This window comes from Microtetraspora sp. NBRC 16547 (assembly GCF_030268965.1).
In the GTDB taxonomy this organism is placed as follows: Bacteria; Actinomycetota; Actinomycetes; order Streptosporangiales; family Streptosporangiaceae; genus Microtetraspora.
On the sequence record NZ_BSSE01000005.1, the window covers coordinates 1 to 17,550 of the forward strand.

Sequence of the window (17,550 nt, forward strand, 5' to 3'; positions counted from 1 at the left end):
GACCCCGTCCTCGGTCCGCACGCGTACGAGCACGTGCTCGGCCGTGTGCACTTCGCCGCTGGCGAACCGCAGCGGCTTCCGGTACGGGATGGCGAACGGAATCGCCTCGATGGCGGTGATCTTCATGATCGTTCCTCGGAGGTGGTGGGGCTCGCGACGTCCGGGGCGGACCCGATGGCCAGGTGCCCGGTCAGCGCCTCGATGAGCCGGTGAAGAAGCGGGGAGGAGTCGTCGGCGCGCCACGCCAGGGCGAGGTCGACGGTCACGGCGTCCCGGACGGGGCGGAACGCCACCCCGTGCAGCGCGACCGACTTGACGGAGGACGGGACGAGCGCGATGCCGAGGCCAGCCGCCACCAGGGAGAGCACGGTGCCGGTGCCCGCCCCCTCGTGGGCGCGGCGCGGGGTGAACCCGGCGAGATGGCAACTGCGCCGTACGGCCTCGTTGACGATCGACCCTTCGCCGGTGTACATGACGAACGCCTCGTGCCTGAGCTCGTCCATGGTGACGTCGTCCCGGTCCGCGAGACGGTGACCGACCGGCACCACGAGGATCAGCGGCTCCGCCGCTATGGTGCGGGTCTCGATCAGGTCGTCATGGCGCAGCGGCGGTCTGAGCACGCCCACGTCGACACGTCCGTCGAGCAGCGCGTCCTCCTGCTCTGGCGTGAGCATGTCGCTGTGGACTTCCAGGGCCACGTCACCGAGGTGTTCCCGGACGATCCGGGCGATGCCGGGGAGGTACTGGTACGCCGCGGTCCCGGTGAAGGCCACGCGCAGCACCCCGGCCTTGCCGGCGGCGATCTTCCGGGCGCGGGCGACGCCGTCGTCGAGCGCCCTGAGCAGCCGGGTGACGTCGTCGTGAAAGGACTGCCCCGCGGGAGTCAGGCTGACCCGGCGGGTGGTCCGGGTGAACAGCTCGGCGCCGAGCTCCGCTTCGAGCTGGCGGATCGCCTGGGACAGCGGCGGCTGGGCCATGTGCAGCCGCTCAGCCGCCTTGCCGAAATGACACGTCTCGGCGACCGCCGCGAAGTACCGCAGGTGTCTCAGCTCCACTGAACGCCCTCCTCGGACACGTGTACGGCGGCGAGTACGCGTACCGTCCCAATGTGCCCTCACCCTAGGCGGGCGGATTAATCCGCGACAAAAGCTGAGTTGTGCCGGATTGAGAGTCATGGCGTCTCATTCAGCCCTGGTCGCCGCCGCCGACGGGGAGCACGCTCCCCGCCACGTAGCTCGCCTCGTCGGACGCGAGGAAGACGATCGGACCCACCTGCTCCTCGAGCGTGCCGTACCTCTTCATGAGGGAGGAGTCGACGGTCTGGTCGACGATGGCCTGGTACCAGGAACGCTCCTGCTCGTCCTTCGCCTCGGGGCCGCGCCTGACCCGGCGCTCCGGCGCCTGGGTACCGCCGGGAGCGGTGGCGACGACGCGCACCCCCTTCGGCGCGCACTCCATGGCGAGGGACGCGGTGATCGCGTTCACCCCGCCCTTGGCGGCCGCATAGGGGACGCGGTGGATCGAGCGGGTCGCGATGGAGGACACGTTGACGATCACCCCGCGCCCGGCGTCGATCATGTACGGCAGCGCCGCGCGGCATGACCAGAGCGTGGTGAACAACGACCGGTCGATCTCGGCCCGGATCTCGTCGGGCGCGTAGTGCTCGAAGGGCTTCGCCCAGATGGTGCCGCCGACGTTGTTGATCAGCACGTCGATGCGCCCGAACCTCTCGACGACCTGTGCGTACCCGTCCGCGCAGGAGTCGTAGCGCTCGAGGTCGACCTCCAGCGCGACCGGCTCGCCGCCGAGGCCGCGCAGGCTCTCGGCGACCTCGTGGATCAGAGGAGAGCGATCCACGAGCACCACCGTGCCGCTCTCCCGGAGCAGCCGCCGGGCGACGGCCAGCCCGATTCCCTGGACTGCGCCGGTGACGATGACGACCTTCCCCGCGAACCGCTCGGGACTGAAGATCTCTCGTGCGCCGCTCATCGGGCCACTCCCGCGTTCGCCGGTTCCTCCACCGCTGCCACGCGTCCGGCCGCGGCGTCCTTTCGCTTGAGGTACGTCGCCCACAGCGCGGTGCCGGTCGGCGCGAGGATCGCGGTGACCACGACCGACGCCGCGACGAGGAGGGTCGCGGCCGGCGCGGCCTCGGCGTAGGCCGGGTTGACGCTGGCCACGATCGCGGGCACGGCGGCCGCGTTCCCGGCCGTGGTGGCCGCGGCGATCCCGGCCACTCCGCGGCCGCCGGTCAGCACGTCGGCGACCATCAGGACCAGGCCGGTCACTACAAAGACGAAGACGCCGAGGAGGACGCCGAGCAGGCCCGCCGACCAGACGGCCGTGAGGTCGATCGTCGCACCGAGCGAGAACGAGAAGAGGGGAATCAGAGCCGGGCAGATCCCGCCCATCCAGGAGCGGATCTCCGGGTCGAGGTTGCCGAGGATCGCGCCGACCAGGAGCGGGATGATCGCCCCGACGAGCGCCTGCCAGGGGAAGGCGGCAAGGCCGGCGGCGCCCAGCGTCACCATGGTCAGGAACGGCCCGGACTCGATCGACATGATGGCGTAGGACGCGACGTCCTTCGCCTTGCCGAACTGGCCCATCAGGGTCATGTACATCGAGCCGTTGGTGTCGTTCATCGCCGCGACCAGGGCCAGGACGGAGATGCCCGCGAAGAAGCCCGTCTCGACCGGCCCCTCGCCGAGCACCCGACCGAGCACGATGCCGACGACCGCGGCGGTGAGCGTCTTGGCGGCGAAGAGCGCACCGCCCTTCTTGATGATGTACGGCGTGGCCTTGAACTCGATGGTCGTGCCCATGCACACGAAGAACACCGCGATGATCGGCAGGGCGCCGGTGAACAGCGCGCCGGTGAAGGAGCCGAAGTACTGGCCTGCGCCGGGAAACGCTGTGTGGATGACGGATCCGATGAGAAGAGGGACCACCATCATTCCCCCGGGGATCTTCTCCAGGGAACGTTTGATGGGCACGGACATCTAGGGCTCCTTGCCTGTGGGTGAGGTCGGACTCCGGGGCCCCCGTGCCCTTGTGGGTCGTCGCGTTCCCACCAGGTTAGGAACCGGTCACCGGCCCGTGAAATATCGATTTCAGCCGCATTGAGACGCAGCACGTCATAAACCGGTCACCATGTGACGAACGGCCCCGGCCAGTCCTCTGGCGGGCGGCCCGAGGCCCCGGGCACGATCCCGAGTCCAGGCAGGTGGATGACCTGTTCCGAGCCGCGTGAACGCTTCTCCGAAAGCCCCAGCCACCAGGGGCGCACGCAGCGGGAGAGCGGCACCGGATGGACGAGGCTGCCGGGCCGGATCGGTCACGATGAAGTTCTGCCGGAGGGTGTGCCCGGCGCCCGTCGGGAACGATCGGGACCGAACTGATCGGCCCGCCCTAGCCGAGGGCCACGAGCTGTACGGAACTCCATCCGTGACGGTGACGGATTAATCGATGGATTCGCTGGTCGGGGCGCACGCCCGCCTGCGCGACCACTTCCCCGACGAGGAGCGCAGGGCCGGTCTGGTACGGCTCCGGTTCCGATGCCGGTTCGACCGCCGATGCGAACACCGCTCTCGGCACCACCGGCACCGGCACCGGCACCGGCGTCGTCTCGCTCGACCATCTGCGTGAGGCCCGTGGATCCCGGTCGGATCAACGGGCCAATCCCGCGATCCTCCGCGAGGGCCTGAACCGGCTCGACGCGCTCCTGGCCGGTGGTGGCACCGTAGTGTGGGACGCCACGGCCCTGAACGGGCGGCAGCGCTCGCTCGTGCACGCGGTGGCCCGCCGTCGCGACGCGCTGACGACGCACGCGGTCATGCTGGTCACCGGCGATGAGCTGGCCCTGCGCAACGCCGGACGCGCGGACCGGGTGCCGTCCGAGGTGCTCTCGGCCCAGCTCCGGCGCTTCGCACCGCCCTTCCCATGGGAAGCCCACCGCACCTGGTACGCCGGGCCGGACGGGCGGGTCCACGACACCGCGGGAGCCATCGAAAGTACGGACTGAGCCCATGCGAACGAGCGAAGAGATCTATCACCGGGTCCGGTGGGACCCGCGCTTCGATCCGGCGCGTTTCGTGCTGGGGATCAACGTGCGGGGAGCCGCCCCCAAGCGCGTGCCGCTGCCCGCGTTCGTGCCGGGGGGTGACATCCCCTGGCATCGGATCCTGTTCGTCGAGGCGGACGGCGAGATGGTCTGGGATCGGGCATCCGGTCTCGACCGCCTCGACGAGTCCCGGGCCGGGCGTGTACAGGAGCCCCGCAGGTTGCGGGAGCCGTCCTTCGCCGCGTGCACCCCGTTCGCCTGGGACCCGGTCGCCGGTTGGTGTCCGGCCCCTGCCGTTCCCGCCGGGAAGCCCCTCGCGCCGGGCGCCCTCGGGACACGCCTGCGCGTGCTGACCTGGAACACCCTGTGGAACCGCTACGACAGCGACCGGATCGACACCGCCCGGCGCAGGCCGCTGCTGCTGGACGCGCTGGCGCGGGCCGACGCCGACGTCATCGCGCTGCAGGAGGTCGAGACGGGGCTGCTCGACATGCTGCTGACGACCCCGTGGGTTCGCTCCGCGTACACGCTGGGCACCGATCCGACCGGCCGGGACGTCGACGACAACGGTCTCCTCCTGCTCAGCCGCCTGCCCGTCCGGGAGGCGGGCCGGCATTCCCTCGGACCGCACAAGGCCGTGGTCGCCGTCACCGTCGAGACCGCCGCCGGGCCGATCGTGGTGGCCGCTACGCATCTCACCAGCGACCACTCGGAGGACGGCGCGGCCCGGCGCGAGGCCGAGCTTCTCCGGCTCGCCGAGGTACTGCGCGGCGTGGACGGCGACATCGTCCTGCTCGGCGATCTCAACGACGGCGGCGACGGACCCGCCGCCGTGCTCGACCTGCGCGACGCCTGGACCGAGGTGCACGGGCCCGACGACCAGACGCCGACCTTCGATCCACGGGCCAATCCGCTGGCCGCCGTCTCCTCGCTCTCCGGCCGCGCGTCCCGGCTCGACCGCGTACTGCTGGGCGGGCACGACCTGCGAGCCGACACGGCGGACCTGAGAGGCGACTCCCCCGCGACGCCGGACGGCCTGTTCCTGTCGGATCACTACGGCGTCGCCGTGGACCTCGTCATCGGAGAGAACGAGCACGGGCGGCCCGGCCTCCTCGACGCTCGCCCCACCGCGCGTACGGCGGTGGCGTGGATCCCGCCGGAGGAGCTCTGGCCCGCGATCCAGGAGATCCGCCGGGGACACGACCCCAAGGTGGACCGGTGGCCGCCCCACGTCACGCTGATGTTCGGTTTTGTGCCGGAATCCGACTTCGAGGAGGCGGCGCCTCTCGTGGCGGCCGCCGCGGCCGCGACCGCCCCGTTCACCGCCCTCCTCGAAGGCGTACGCGCGTTTCTCCACCGTGACGGCTCCACGGTCTGGCTGGACCCGGCTGCCGCCGGGCGGGAGCCGTGGACGGAGCTGCGCGGCGCGCTGGAGCGTGCGTTCCCCCGCTGCCGGGGCCGTAGGGAGGGCTACACGCCGCACCTCACCCTCGGGAAGGCCCGCGACCCGGAACGGCTCATCGACGAGTGCGCGGCACGACTCGGCGGCAGGTCCGTGCGCGTCGGACAGCTGGTCCTGCTGTCCCGCCGGGGCGACGAGCCGATGCGGTCCCGAGCGGCCATCGCCCTGGGAACCGGCGAGGTGCGCTGGATCACCGAGGACTCCTGCGGATCCGGCCCGCACGCCCCGGCGCGTGAGCGCGGAGTGGGAGAGGGTTCCCGATTCGCGGACCTGCCCACGGCGCGGGAGATCGTGGCACGGCTGCGGGGCTCACTGGCCGAAGGCGTGATTCACGTCGCCGGGTCGCGACGACTCGGGTGCGCACTGCCCGAGGCGGACCTCGACCTGGTCGTGGCCCTGCCGGGTGAGCCCGATCTCGCGGACGTCGAGGCGCGCGTGGCGGCCGCGCTGCCGGAGGCGAGGGGGATGCGGCGTGTGGTCGGTGCCCGGGTCCCCGGCGTGCGGCTGCGCGTCGGCGATCTCGACGTCGATCTGGTCATCGTCCCAACCGCCGACATGCTTCCCGCCGAGGCGGTGATCCGCCGTACCGAACTGGGTGAGGAATCCGCCCTCGCCCTGAGCGCGATCAGCGACGCCGACGCCATACTGGCCGCCGTCGCCGGCCGGGCTTCCGGCACGGAGGGCGTCGGCGGAGCGGGTGATAGCGCCTTCACCCGGCTGGCCCGAGTCGTGAAGGCGTGGGCGAAGGCGCGCGGGCTGGACTCGGCTCCGTTCGGCGGGCTTCCTGGCCTGGCCTGGGCCATCCTCGTGGCGCGGACGATGCGGGAGGCCGGGGAACTTCCGCCCGGCGACCAGCTGCGCCACTTCTTCGGCATGTGGGCGGCATGGGACTGGCGGCAGGCGATCACCCTGTGGCCGGAGGACGCCTCGGGCGGAGAAGGCGGAGAAGAGAGACCGCCCCGACCCGGCCCGACACCGGGCGGGCGCCCGAGCGAGCCGCCGGACACGGCGGCGGGCGATGGCACGGGCGAGCCGCCGGACGGGAGCACGGGTGCCGCTGTGCGGATCATGACTCCTACGGCCCCGGTCCGCCTGTGCAGCGAGCAGGTCGGCGCCGGCTGGCGGGATCTTCTGACGCGGGAGCTCTACAACGCCTGGGAGCTCACGGAAGCGGCGGCGAAAACCCACCGCGATCCCCTGCCGGAGCTGCTGTCACCGCCGCCGCTGCATCGGCGACACGCGGCCTGGGCGGTCGTGACCGTACGGGCCGGGCGGGCGGAGGAGTTCGACGTGACGCTGGGACGGGTCCGGGGCCGGATGCGGGCACTGCTCACCCACCTGGAACGCGCGGGAGTCCATGACGCGCACGCCTGGCCCCAGCCGTTCGACACCGGGCCGGGGCGGGCGCGGTTCGCCATCGGACTCGGCCGCACACCACCGGCCCCGGCCGCACTGGCCCAGACAGCGGGCCCGTGGGCCGCCGGCCTGCGCGGAGTCGCCGTCGAGTGGACCGAGGGCGGCGCCGTACCGACGCTGGGCAGCGCTTCTCAGTGATCGGCGCGCGGACACCGACCGTCCCGATGGGGTGGGCGTGCTGGTGAGCGGTCATGCGGCTGGTTCTCAGCCGAGCAGTTCCACCGAGCGGGCGGCGGCGTGGAGGAAGACCGGGTCGCCGGTCCGCGCGTGCTGACGGAGCGCCGCCTCGGTCAGCTTGATGGCGTGGGCGTCGCCGGTCTCGGCGGCCCTTCCGGCCAGTTCGACCGGCGCCAGGGGGTCGCCCGAGGGAAGCGGCTCGACCGTGCCCTGATAGGCGAACCCGCTGTACAGCGCGGCGGCCACCTGCCACAGGGCGTCGTACGTGGGCCGCCACAGCCCCCTGGGCAGGTGCTCCAGCACCGACGACACGGCCACCGGCGCCGTCACCGCGTGGATGAAGTCGATCGGCGCGTGCCTGCCGTGCGTCAGGAACACCCCGGCGAACACCCGGGTCAGTTCGGTCAGGTCGGCGGCGACGTCCGTGGGCGGACGCAGCGAGGACACGACTCCGGCGAACTCCGGAAGGTCCCGCAGATGTGCGAGGTGCGCCACGATGAGCTCGGTCGGCGCCAGCTCCAGGATCGGCAGGACCGCGACCGCCTGTTCCAGCGTCCGCACACCGCTGGTCAGCGGCCGCCCTGGCAGCTCGACGTACCCGGCCGCCCAGTAGGCCAGCGCCTGGGCGAGCTCGGTGACCCTCGGCTGAGTCGCCTGCTCGGCCAGCGCCCTGACGGCGTGCGAGGTGCGGATCACGCCGTGGGTCGCGCCCGCGGCCAGGCCGGGGGTGAGCCGCGGCCACCACTCGGCCAGGACCTCACTCCAGGGAGCCTCGGCCAGGCGCTCGGTGAAGTAGGCGGTCCAGTCGCCGACCCTGCGCCGGTCGCCGAGCGCCACCCGCCAATCGGTGATGCGGCCGCGTGCGTCGGGGCTGTCTTCGAGCCGGGGCAGGTAGCCGGAGACCCAGTCGGGGATCGTCTCCGCCGCGCCCAGCCGTACCAGGGCCTCCACCACCATCGGGCCGTGGTTGGACAGGCCGCCGCGGAACTCGGGGCCGGTAGGCGCCAGCCGTACCAGCGCTTCGTCAAGATGATCCATATCGCTTCCCTTCTATATAGGCTCACCACTATATAGCTCAGAGGCGATATGCTCTCCGCCGTGGACATCGAGGTGCTTCGCGCGCTGGCCAATCCGGTACGGCTCGGGATCGTGCGCAGGCTCGCGGTCGAGCCCGACACCTGCGCGTGCGACTTCACCGACGAGTTCTCGGTGAGCCAGCCGACGATCTCCGCGCACCTGAAGGTGCTGCGCGAAGCCGGGCTGGTGCGTACGCGGCGCGAGGGCACCACCATCTGCTACTCGCTGGTGCCGGAAACGCTGGCCGGGCTCGCGAACGAACTCCACCAGTTGGCCGACCTCCAGGAGCTTCAGAAGAACCAGAGGTAGGCCGGGCTCGAGAGCTTCAAGAGCCGGCCGCTTTCCCAGACCAACAGGCCCGAACGCCGGTCGCCGTAGGCGATCACCAGGTGCGAGACCGGCCGGTTGTGCGGTCGCTCCAGATCGCGGCGGTCAGCGCGACGGACCGAGGCTTTCGAGATGGGCGGCGGCCACCCGCTTGGGAACGGCCATCCGCCACGCGTCGATGACGATCTCCCGCATCTCGACCTCGTCGATCGCGGCCATCGTGAGCCGGACCCAGTTGTACCGCTCGTCGGACGGGCGCGGCATGTGGAACTTCTCGGGCTCGGCCGCGATGAGCGCCGCGCGTTCCTCCTTGGGGAAGGCGAACCCCATCGTCGTCTCGTCGGGTGAGAACGCGAGGTAGACGATCCGGCCCACGCGGAACTTGATCCGGTCCCTGATCAGATGCTCCGAGGTGCGCGGCAGGGCCAGCGCCACCCGGCGCACGTCGTTGACCGTGATCATCGGCAACCACCTTCTCCAGTGCGTGCGTCTCTCGGCGTGACTCGTACCGAACGAGTCCGACCAGCATGCCCGCCGGGCGGCGCGCGCATAAGGCCCTCCGCGTGTGACCACGACGAGCGGCGGACCCGGCCGGTGGTGGAGTCGCAGCGTCCCGAGCTGCTGCCGTTCGACCTCTCCGACGAACTGCACCTGCGCAGCGACGCCCTGCAGGTCGCCTATCGCCGGCGCCGCGCCCAGCTCATCGAGCGCGGGTGGTGGGTCGGCGGGGACGACGTCGTCACCGGCGACGGCCCGCGCCGTACCGCGACCGTCATCCCCTCTCCCGCTCGGCGGGACGATCCCGAGCTCGCACGCGCCTGGGTGCACAATGCCAGGGGTGGGAGCGGCGCGCCTGTCTCGGACGATGCCACCTGATCACGGTGCCGGCAGGACCCGAGGCCGCGGGCGCGTCCTGGAGAAAATCTCTGGGGTGCTGTCGATCTGGCCGCATCCCGTTCGTCGTCATGGTGGGCGGCGCTTTGCCCCGCCAGGAAACAACGGGAATCTGACAGGAGTTCAAGCCGTGAAGTACATGCTGCTGATCAACGCCGGCACGGTCGACGCGAACGGTGCGGCCGCCGAGTGCGAGGTCCAGGAATGGATGGACTACGACAAGGCGGTACGGGACGCGGGGATCTGGGTCTCGGGGGAGTCGCTGGCAGACCTGGTCACCGCCACCACGGTCCGGGTCGGCCCGGACGGCGAGCGGTCTGTCGTCGACGGGCCGTTCGCTGAGACCCGCGAGGTGCTCGGAGGTTTCTACGTCATCGACGTCCCGGATCTGGATGTCGCGCTGAACTGGGCGGCCCGCTGCCCCGGAGCGCGCGGCAGCGGCTCGGTCGTGGTGCGGCCGGTCGCCGATTTCGGGGCCTGAGCGAGGTGCAGGAGCAGGCACCCGGCACCGGCAGGGCCGTGGAGTCGGTGTTCCGCGAGGAGCACGGTCGCCTGCTGGCCTCTCTCGTTCGCCGATTCGGCGACCTCGAGCTGGCCGAGGAGGTCGCCTCCGAGGCGATCGAGGCGGCGCTGGTGCACTGGCCGGTGCAGGGTGTCCCGGCCAGGCCCGGCGCCTGGCTGCTGACGACGGCCCGGCGCAAGGCCGTCGACCGGCTGCGCCGGGACCAGGCTTACGCCGCCCGGCTCGCCGTCCTGCAGGTGGATGCGGACCGGTCTGCTCCCGCCCCGCCTGCGGACGCCGGCGCCGACCTTCCCGACGAACGACTGCAACTGTTCTTCACCTGCGCCCATCCGGCCCTGCCGAGCGAGGCGCGCGGGGCGCTGATGCTGCGCTGCCTCGCCGGGCTGACGACACCAGAGGTTGCGCGCGCTTATCTTGTCCCGCCGCCGACGATGGCCCAGCGGATCGTGCGGGCGAAGAAGAAGATCCGTGAGGCTCGGATCCCGTTCCGGGTGCCCGGTGCCGACGAGCTGCCCGAGCGTCTGCCAGGAGTGCTTCAGGTCCTGTACTCGGTCTTCACGGAGGGGTACGCGGCCAGCTCGGGCCCCGATCTGCAACGGCCGGACCTCGCCGAGGAGGCCATCCGGCTGACGCGGATTCTGCGACGGCTGCTGCCCACCGAACGGGAGGTCACCGGGCTGCTGGCGCTCATGCTGTTGGTCCACGCGCGGCGCGCGGCCCGCACCGGCCCGGACGGGGAGCTGGTGCTGCTGGAAGACCAGGACCGCGGCCGCTGGGACCGCACCATGATCGCCGAGGGCCTCACGCTGGTGGCCGCCGCACTGACCGGCGGCCCGCCCGGGCCGTACGGAGTGCAGGCCGCGATCGCTGCCCTGCACGACGAGGCGGCGGACCTGGCGACCACCGACTGGCCCCAGATCGTGGCGCTCTACGACGTCCTGGTCTCGCTCACCCCGTCCCCCGTCATTGCGCTGAACCGGGCGGTGGCCGTGGCGATGTGTGACGGCCCGGAAGCGGGCCTGGCCTTGCTCGACGAACTGGCCGGGGAGGAGCCGTTGCGCGACTACCACCCCTACCACGCTGCCCGGGCGGACCTGCTGCGGCGGCTCGGACGACTCGCCGAGGCTTCGACGGCCTACCGCCGGGCACTCGAACTGGCCGGCACCGAACCCGAACGGGCTCACCTGCGGCGCCGGCTCAGCACGTCCGGATCACCCGCCCCGAACGGCGCAGTGGACACATGAGTGCCCAGCACCCTCTACGTCAAGGACTGCCTGCACCGACCCGATGATCTACGAGCACTGCGTGTCGTATATATTCAGAATATGGTGAATATATCTGGAGTGTTCCGCGTGGCGGGCTGTGACCTCCGCTACTGGGATCACCCAGGAGAGGGCATCCCCGTAGTGTTCTCGCACGGCGCGGGCGCCGATCACGTGATGTTCCAGGCGCAGGCCGACCACCTCGCTGGTCTCGGCCACCGGGTTATCACGTGGGACATGCGCGGCCACGGGGCGTCCCGGCCCACGGGCGCGCCCTTCACGGCGGCGCGGGCGATCGCCGATCTCCTCGCGCTGCTCGAACACCTCCGGCTCGACCGCGTCGTCCTCGCCGGCCAGTCACTCGGAGGCAACCTCAGCCAGGCTGTCGTCCGGCTCCACCCGGAGATCGCCCTGGGGCTGATCGTCATCGGCTCGGCGTGGAACGCGGCGCCGCTCTCGCGGCTCGAGCGGCTGCTGCTCCGAACGGCCGCCCCGGGCCTGTCGATGATCCCCGCCGGACGTCTGCCCGCCGTGCTGGCACGCGCGTCCGCCATAACGGAGGGCGCGCGAGAGGATGCCCGCCGGGCGTTCTCCCAGCTGACGAAGCGGGAGTTCCTGGACGTCTGGCGGGCGACCACCGACCTGCTCGACCCGAATCCGGCGTACCGGACACCGGTGCCGCTGTGCCTGATCCGCGGCGAGCTGGACCGGACCGGCAACATCGCTTCCGGGATGCCTCAGTGGGCGCGGGTCGAGGGGATCGACGAGATCGTGATCCCCGGCGCCGGACACATCGCGAACCAGGACGCCCCCGACACCGTGAACGCCGCCATCGAGTCGTTCCTTCTCGGCGCGGCGGCGCGGGAGGTCCGGAACGGTGAGTGAAAGGTGAGTGAAAAGCACAGACGCGATGCGTTCATCACATCTGTCGGCGACCTTCTCGCCTCCTGGAACCTCCCGCACGCGACGGGACGGACCTACGGCCTGCTCCTGATCACCGAGGAGCCGATCTCCCTCGACGAGATCGGGGCGCGGATCAGCCTGAGCAAGGGGGCGGTCAGCACCGCCGTACGCCAGCTCGACTCGTGGGGCCTGGTCAGGGTCATCCCTCAGCCGGGCAGCAGGAGGCTCCTGATCGAGGCCGCGGGCGGTATCGAATCCCTCCTGGAAGCGAGCCACGCCCGTGCCCGCACTTTGATCGCCGCGCTGCGTGAGGGGGAGGCGCTGGTCGCCCCCGGCCCCGCGAGGTACCGCCTCCACGACGTCGTGGGCCTCTTCGCCGCCTACGTCGACGTCGGACAGCAGATGCTCGAACGGCATCGCCGGGGATCGGACGCCTCCTGACCCGCGGCCCGTGGCCCGTCGCCCAACGTTGGTCAGGTGATCGATCTCAGGCCGTGAGCGGTACAGGGAGGCGATCAGGACAGATCATCGCGGGTTCCCTCACGTCCCGCCGCCGTGGCGCGACCGCCGCCCGCACTTGTCCCACTGAGCGGGACCCAGGGCGCACAAGATCACATACTGGCTGGTAATCGAGTTGGGACCGCTGGCACGACCTGCCCGGCGCCGTACCAGATCTCCGCGATCCGCAAGGAGGAGCCAGTGCCCGAGGACGGCAGCCGCCCTCTGCTCTCCGACGACCGCCCCGCCCGTCAGATCACCTTCGCCGAGCTGGTCGCGGCACGCGCCGACGACGACCGCCCTGGGCTGAAGTTCGAGGACCGGTCCTGGACCTGGCGGGAGATCGTCACCGAGGCCAGGCTGCGCGCCGGGCTCGCCCGCGACCTGAGACGGCTCGGCCCCTGGCACATCGGCCTGTTCCTGGAGAACACCCCCGAGCACCTCTTCTGGCTGCTCGGCGCCGCCCTGGCCGGGGCGACCGTGATCGGGGTCAACCCGACCCGGCGCGGTGCCGAGCTGGCCGGCGACATCGACTTCACCGACTGCCAGCTCCTGATCACCGAGACCGGACGGCGGCACCTGCTCGACGGTCTCACGCTGGACTGCTGGGACCGGGTGCTGATCACCGACTCGGACGAGTGCGCCACGGCTCTCGCCGGAACCGCGCCGCTGGCCATATCCGCACACGCCGCCGTGGACGCGGGCGGGGCCGTGGTGCCTCCTGAGACGTACTTCTCGTTGATCTTCACCTCCGGGACCACGTCCGCGCCGAAGGCGGTGATCTGCACCCAGGGCCGGATCGGGCGAATCGCCCTCCAGCAGCGCCGCCGCAGGAATCTCGGTCCGGACGACGTCTTCTATGTCGTGATGCCGATGTTCCACTCGAACGCGATCATGGCGGGCATCGCACCGGCCGTCGCCTCCGGCGGATGCGTCGTGCTGCGCCGCAAATTCTCCGCGTCCGCGTTTCTGCCCGACGTCCGCAAGTACGGGGTGACCTTCTTCAATTACGTCGGCAAGCCGCTCAACTACATCCTCGCGGTGCCGGAGCGGCCCGACGACGCCGACAACCCACTGCGCATCGCGTTCGGCAACGAGGCGGGCGACCGCGACATCGAGGAGTTCGGGCGGCGTTTCGGCTGCACGGTCATCGACTCGTACGGCTCCAGCGAGGGTGAGATACGGCTCAACCGCGTTCCGGGTACGCCACCCGGCTCCCTGGGGGTGTCGGAGGCGGGCACCATCGTCGTCGATCCCGAGACGCTGAAGGAGTGCCCGCGCGCGGAATTCGACGAGTCGGGCGCCCTCCTCAACGCCGAGCAGGCCATCGGGGAGATCGTCAACACGGTCGGAGCCGCCGCGTTCGAGGGCTACTACAAGAACCCCGAGGCCACGGCGGCACGGATCCGGGGCGGCTGGGTGTGGTCGGGCGACCTCGCCTACCGCGACGCCGAGGGTTTCTGGTACTTCGCCGGGCGGAACAGCGACTGGCTCCGGGTTGACGGCGAGAACTTCGCCACCGCGCCCGTGGAGCGACTGCTCGCCCGCTTCGAGGCGTTCGCCGATGTCGCGGTGTACGCCGTCCCCGACCCCGCGGTCGGTGACCAGGTGATGGCGGCGGTCGTCCTCGCCGACGGCCACGCCTTCGACGCGGAGCGCTTCGCCGACTTCCTCGGCCGCCAGCCGGACCTCGGGACCAAGTGGGTGCCCCGGTACGTCCGGATCATGGCCGACCTGCCCCGCACGGCCACGAGCAAGGTGGTCAAGCGGCCGCTGCGGGACGAGGCATGGCACACGGCCGACCCCGTGTTCGTACGGCACGGCACCGCCCTCGCGTACGAGCCGATCGTGCCGGAGACGACGCCGTGACCGGCGTGACCAGCGACGCCTTCCGCGGCCTGCGAACCCAGGGCTGATGGAGGCCCGGGCGGCTCCATAACGGGGCGGCTCCACGGTCTCCGGAGCGATCAGCTCCGGTACCGCACCGCCCCCCTCGGAACCGCCTTCACTTCCGCCTTGGTCGGGGAGGATGGAGCCGTGGTTGATCCCGACACCGACGGGCCGACGACCGAGTTCGCCAGTAGACAGCCCGCGCCGTCCCTGCGGAGATTCGTCGCCGCCTACAGCGGATATCGCGAGGCCGGCGTGGCTCCGGCCATGCACCGGGGGCTGCCCTCGCCGTACCTCACGCTGATCATCACACTCGACGATCCGCTGGTGGTGGCCGCGCATCCGGACCCGCTCACACCGCCGTGCACGTACGACACGCTCGTGGGCGGCCTGCACAGCACACCGGCGCTGATCACGCATGACGGCCGGCAGTCCGGGGTCCAGCTGGCCCTGACGCCGTTGGGCGCCAGGGCGCTGCTCGGCCTGCCGGCCGGGGAGCTGTCCGGCATCGACCTCCACGGGACCGACGTCCTCGGCCGCACGGCGTACGAGCTGCGCGAGCGCCTCCTGGAGGCGACCAGGTGGACCGAGCGGTTCGCCGTGCTCGACACGATGCTCGGTTCGATGCTCGGTTCGACGCTCGGTTCGACGCTCGGTTCGACGCTCACCTCAGGTCCCGGCACGGCCCTCGGCGGCGGACCGGTGACACGTCACGGCGCCGAGGCGTCCATACCCGCCGAGGTCACGTGGGCCTGGCGGCGGCTCCTGGCGACCGCGGGCGGAGTCGGTGTGTCCGAACTGGCGCGCGAGGTCGGCTGGAGCACCCGTTACCTGGGACGGCGGTTCCGCGAGGAGATCGGCCTGGGCCCGAAGGAGGCGGCCCGAGTGGTGCGCTTCGACCGAGCCCGCCGTACGCTGCAGCGCCTGTCCGTCGAGGGTGCCGCTCCGACCCTGGCCTCGCTCGCGGTGGAATGCGGCTACTACGACCAGGCCCATCTCGCCCGCGAGTTCGGCACTCTCGCGGGATGCTCCCCGAGCCGGTGGCTCGCCGAGGAGTTCCGAAACGTCCAAGCCCCGCCCGCGTCCCCAGCGGGAGACTGGCTCACATGACTGACAACACACCATCACCGCAGGTCTGGCCCTCGCTGCGGGCTCGCGACGCGCGCGGCCTGATCCGCTTCCTCGTCGACGCGTTCGGCTTCGAGGAGACCGCCGTGTACGGCGAGGGCGAACGGGTCGATCACGCCCAGCTGTCGTGGCCTCTCGGCGGCGGCATCATGCTGGGCTCCGTCCGGGACACGCCGGACGACAAGTGGAATCTGACACCCGGTGCGTTCGGCGCGTACGTCGTCACGGACGATCCGGACGCGCTTCACGCGAGGGCGACGGCGGCGGGAGCGCAGGTCGTCCAGGAACCGCACGACACCGACTACGGCTCACGCGACTTCGCGGTCCGTGATCCGGAGGGCAACCTCTGGTCGTTCGGCACCTATCGGGGCGAGCCGCGCAAAGGCTGAACACGACAGTGGTCCGGGCCTCACCCGGGGGAGGCCCGGCATAGCGATCACACATGTCCCAGCAGTGCCATATGCCCCAAGAGCGGGTCCTTTAAGTAGCGTGTACCGATCAGGCAGTACCGCCCGCTCTGGAGGAGTTCGTGTCGACATCCGCCCATCCCCTGGTGCTGCTCGACGTGGACGGGGTACTCAACCCGTTCCACCGTCCCTCCCCGCGGTTCACGCGGTACGAGTGCGTCGTCGACGGCTGCTCGTACCAGGTCCTGCTCAACGAACGGCACGGCACGGAACTGCGCTCCCTGGCCGATGACACCGGCGCGGAGCTGGTCTGGGCCACCACCTGGGAGGAGAACGCCAACGAGGAGATCGGCCCACGTCTCGGCCTGCCTCGGCTGCCCGTGATCAAGGTGACGGCGGGGGCGGGCGCGACGCGCGGGGAGCTCTTCAAGACCGGCCCGGTCGCCGAGTACGTCCGCGGCCGGCCGTTCGTGTGGTTCGACGACGAACTCACCTCGGCCGACTGGGAGTACCTGACCGGCCACCCGGACGTCGCCGACTTTCTGCTCGTCGAGGTCGACCCCCGGAACGGGCTGTCCGGCTGGGACATCGACCGCGCCCGCGAGTGGCTGACCACTCCTCGCGGCTGAGCCGCCGGTCGTCCGGCCACGGTCGGGCGGTCGAGGCGAAGCAGCCGCGCCCTCCGCTACGCGCTCATCCGAACCTCCGGTCGATCGTGTAGTCGGCCGCACGCGAGACCGATTCAGATCGCCGAGTTCTCCAGCCAGCGGGCGAGCAGGCCCTCGTCGCCGAAGACCTCGAACCGGCCCGCGTCCGGCCGCAGCCTCCCGTAGACGAGCAGCAGCAGGTCGCTCGCGGCTCCCCGCACCGCGACCGTGCCCTTGCCGTGTCCGCGTTCCCAGGTGAACCCCTCGGGATGGAGCGTGACCATCCATTCGCCGTCGGCGTCCGTCGCGTGCAGGTGCAGTGTCTCGCCGTCGCCGCGGAGCTGTCCGGTACGCTCGGCCGCCCAGACGGCGAACGCCAGGTTGCCGAGGAACTCGTCCACGCCGTCGATCGCGGTCCCGGCGTCGATCTCGGGCTCGCGGCCCAGCGCCAGCTCGGCGTCGGCGAGGTGGACCACCAACTCGTGCAGCATCCGGCGGGACCAGAAGCGGGCGTGCTGGTCGCCGCCCCAGGCCCAGACCGGCGTCTCCGGCGTGGTCGCGCGCAACGTCGCCAGCAGCCGCGCGGCACCCGCCGCGAGCCAGGCCGCGGCGTCGTCCCCCTCCCCGAGCCGGTCCATCGGGACGTCACGCGCTCCGACACGCTCCGGAGCGCGGGTGCGCACGAGGTGCTCCACCCAGCGCTGGGTGATCCCCACGTGCTTGGCCAGCTTGGCGATCGTCCATCCGGGACAGGTGGGCACGGGAGCGGCCGGGTCGGCCTCCGCGACCAGCGCGACCAGCCGGGCCGCGTCCGCCTCGATCGCGGCGCAATACTCCTCATGGGGCCGGTCGCCGTGGATCAACTCAGTCATGTCGCCG

18 protein-coding genes are annotated in these 17,550 nt (G+C 71.4%); 12 read left to right on the plus strand and 6 right to left on the minus strand.

The annotated features are described in order from the left end of the window. Positions 1 to 122: 122 nt before the first annotated feature. The 3 genes from QSK17_RS09415 to QSK17_RS09425 all read right to left on the minus strand — a co-directional run bounded on the left by QSK17_RS09415 (position 123) and on the right by QSK17_RS09425 (position 2,999). A complete protein-coding gene (locus QSK17_RS09415) occupies positions 123 to 1,055 on the minus strand; it encodes a LysR substrate-binding domain-containing protein (RefSeq protein WP_285704177.1) in 933 nt (310 codons plus the stop codon). A 130-nt stretch (positions 1,056 to 1,185) separates the two neighbouring features. After that, complete coding sequence (locus QSK17_RS09420; RefSeq protein ID WP_285704178.1) at positions 1,186 to 1,989, minus strand: 1,6-dihydroxycyclohexa-2,4-diene-1-carboxylate dehydrogenase; 804 nt, start codon at positions 1,987 to 1,989, stop codon at positions 1,186 to 1,188. Continuing rightward, the gene (locus QSK17_RS09425; RefSeq protein ID WP_285704179.1) at positions 1,986 to 2,999 is read right to left on the minus strand and encodes a 2-keto-3-deoxygluconate permease; all 1,014 of its coding nucleotides are present in this window, start codon (positions 2,997 to 2,999) and stop codon (positions 1,986 to 1,988) included. Before QSK17_RS09425 ends, QSK17_RS09420 begins: the two co-directional genes overlap by 4 nt. A gap of 470 nt (positions 3,000 to 3,469) precedes the next feature. Between QSK17_RS09425 and QSK17_RS09430 the strand changes: the two genes are divergently transcribed. Continuing rightward, positions 3,470 to 4,021 carry an AAA family ATPase gene (locus tag QSK17_RS09430; protein ID WP_285704510.1) on the plus strand — a complete coding sequence of 184 codons (552 nt, stop codon included), beginning with the start codon at positions 3,470 to 3,472 and terminating at the stop codon, positions 4,019 to 4,021. 4 nt (positions 4,022 to 4,025) lie between these two features. Beyond that, positions 4,026 to 7,076, plus strand: coding sequence for a poly(A) polymerase (locus QSK17_RS09435; RefSeq protein WP_285704180.1), 3,051 nt, complete (start codon positions 4,026 to 4,028; stop codon positions 7,074 to 7,076). 66 nt (positions 7,077 to 7,142) lie between these two features. Here QSK17_RS09435 and QSK17_RS09440 read toward each other — a convergent pair whose 3' ends face one another. Next, the gene (locus QSK17_RS09440; protein ID WP_285704181.1) at positions 7,143 to 8,153 is read right to left on the minus strand and encodes a questin oxidase family protein; all 1,011 of its coding nucleotides are present in this window, start codon (positions 8,151 to 8,153) and stop codon (positions 7,143 to 7,145) included. A 60-nt stretch (positions 8,154 to 8,213) separates the two neighbouring features. Here QSK17_RS09440 and QSK17_RS09445 point away from each other — a divergent pair, with 60 nt between their 5' ends. Beyond that, the gene (locus QSK17_RS09445) at positions 8,214 to 8,501 is read left to right on the plus strand and encodes an ArsR/SmtB family transcription factor (protein WP_285704182.1); all 288 of its coding nucleotides are present in this window, start codon (positions 8,214 to 8,216) and stop codon (positions 8,499 to 8,501) included. Positions 8,502 to 8,624: 123 nt separating this feature from the next. Here the strand turns inward: QSK17_RS09445 and QSK17_RS09450 are convergent, their stop codons facing one another. Then, positions 8,625 to 8,981: an MmcQ/YjbR family DNA-binding protein gene (locus QSK17_RS09450; RefSeq protein WP_285704183.1), complete on the minus strand. Its 357-nt coding sequence runs from the start codon at positions 8,979 to 8,981 to the stop codon at positions 8,625 to 8,627. 132 nt (positions 8,982 to 9,113) lie between these two features. On the opposite strand from QSK17_RS09450, the gene QSK17_RS09455 reads away from it, so the two are divergent. The 9 genes from QSK17_RS09455 to QSK17_RS09495 all read left to right on the plus strand — a co-directional run bounded on the left by QSK17_RS09455 (position 9,114) and on the right by QSK17_RS09495 (position 16,653). Continuing rightward, positions 9,114 to 9,395 (plus strand): hypothetical protein, encoded by a 282-nt coding sequence (locus QSK17_RS09455; RefSeq protein WP_285704184.1) that lies wholly within the window; start codon positions 9,114 to 9,116, stop codon positions 9,393 to 9,395. A gap of 157 nt (positions 9,396 to 9,552) precedes the next feature. Beyond that, positions 9,553 to 9,894 carry a YciI family protein gene (locus QSK17_RS09460; RefSeq protein WP_285704511.1) on the plus strand — a complete coding sequence of 114 codons (342 nt, stop codon included), beginning with the start codon at positions 9,553 to 9,555 and terminating at the stop codon, positions 9,892 to 9,894. Positions 9,895 to 9,899: 5 nt separating this feature from the next. Next, positions 9,900 to 11,180, plus strand: a complete 1,281-nt coding sequence (locus QSK17_RS09465; RefSeq protein ID WP_285704186.1) for an RNA polymerase sigma factor — start codon at positions 9,900 to 9,902, stop codon at positions 11,178 to 11,180. Positions 11,181 to 11,261: 81 nt separating this feature from the next. After that, positions 11,262 to 12,083 carry an alpha/beta fold hydrolase gene (locus tag QSK17_RS09470; protein WP_285704187.1) on the plus strand — a complete coding sequence of 274 codons (822 nt, stop codon included), beginning with the start codon at positions 11,262 to 11,264 and terminating at the stop codon, positions 12,081 to 12,083. 3 nt (positions 12,084 to 12,086) lie between these two features. Continuing rightward, positions 12,087 to 12,542: a GbsR/MarR family transcriptional regulator gene (locus QSK17_RS09475; RefSeq protein WP_285704188.1), complete on the plus strand. Its 456-nt coding sequence runs from the start codon at positions 12,087 to 12,089 to the stop codon at positions 12,540 to 12,542. Between the two features lie 258 nt (positions 12,543 to 12,800). Beyond that, on the plus strand, positions 12,801 to 14,468 hold the full coding sequence (locus QSK17_RS09480; RefSeq protein WP_285704189.1) for an AMP-binding protein: 1,668 nt from the start codon (positions 12,801 to 12,803) through the stop codon (positions 14,466 to 14,468). 168 nt (positions 14,469 to 14,636) lie between these two features. After that, the gene (locus QSK17_RS09485; RefSeq protein WP_285704190.1) at positions 14,637 to 15,599 is read left to right on the plus strand and encodes a helix-turn-helix domain-containing protein; all 963 of its coding nucleotides are present in this window, start codon (positions 14,637 to 14,639) and stop codon (positions 15,597 to 15,599) included. Then, positions 15,596 to 16,006 carry a VOC family protein gene (locus tag QSK17_RS09490; protein ID WP_285704191.1) on the plus strand — a complete coding sequence of 137 codons (411 nt, stop codon included), beginning with the start codon at positions 15,596 to 15,598 and terminating at the stop codon, positions 16,004 to 16,006. Before QSK17_RS09485 ends, QSK17_RS09490 begins: the two co-directional genes overlap by 4 nt. Before the next feature lie 140 nt (positions 16,007 to 16,146). After that, entirely contained in the window at positions 16,147 to 16,653 is a 507-nt protein-coding gene (locus QSK17_RS09495; RefSeq protein WP_285704192.1) for an HAD domain-containing protein, read from the plus strand. A 113-nt stretch (positions 16,654 to 16,766) separates the two neighbouring features. On the opposite strand, the gene QSK17_RS09500 is transcribed toward QSK17_RS09495, so the two are convergent. Continuing rightward, the gene (locus tag QSK17_RS09500; RefSeq protein WP_285704193.1) at positions 16,767 to 17,543 is read right to left on the minus strand and encodes a maleylpyruvate isomerase family mycothiol-dependent enzyme; all 777 of its coding nucleotides are present in this window, start codon (positions 17,541 to 17,543) and stop codon (positions 16,767 to 16,769) included. Between the last annotated feature and the right edge of the window lie 7 nt (positions 17,544 to 17,550).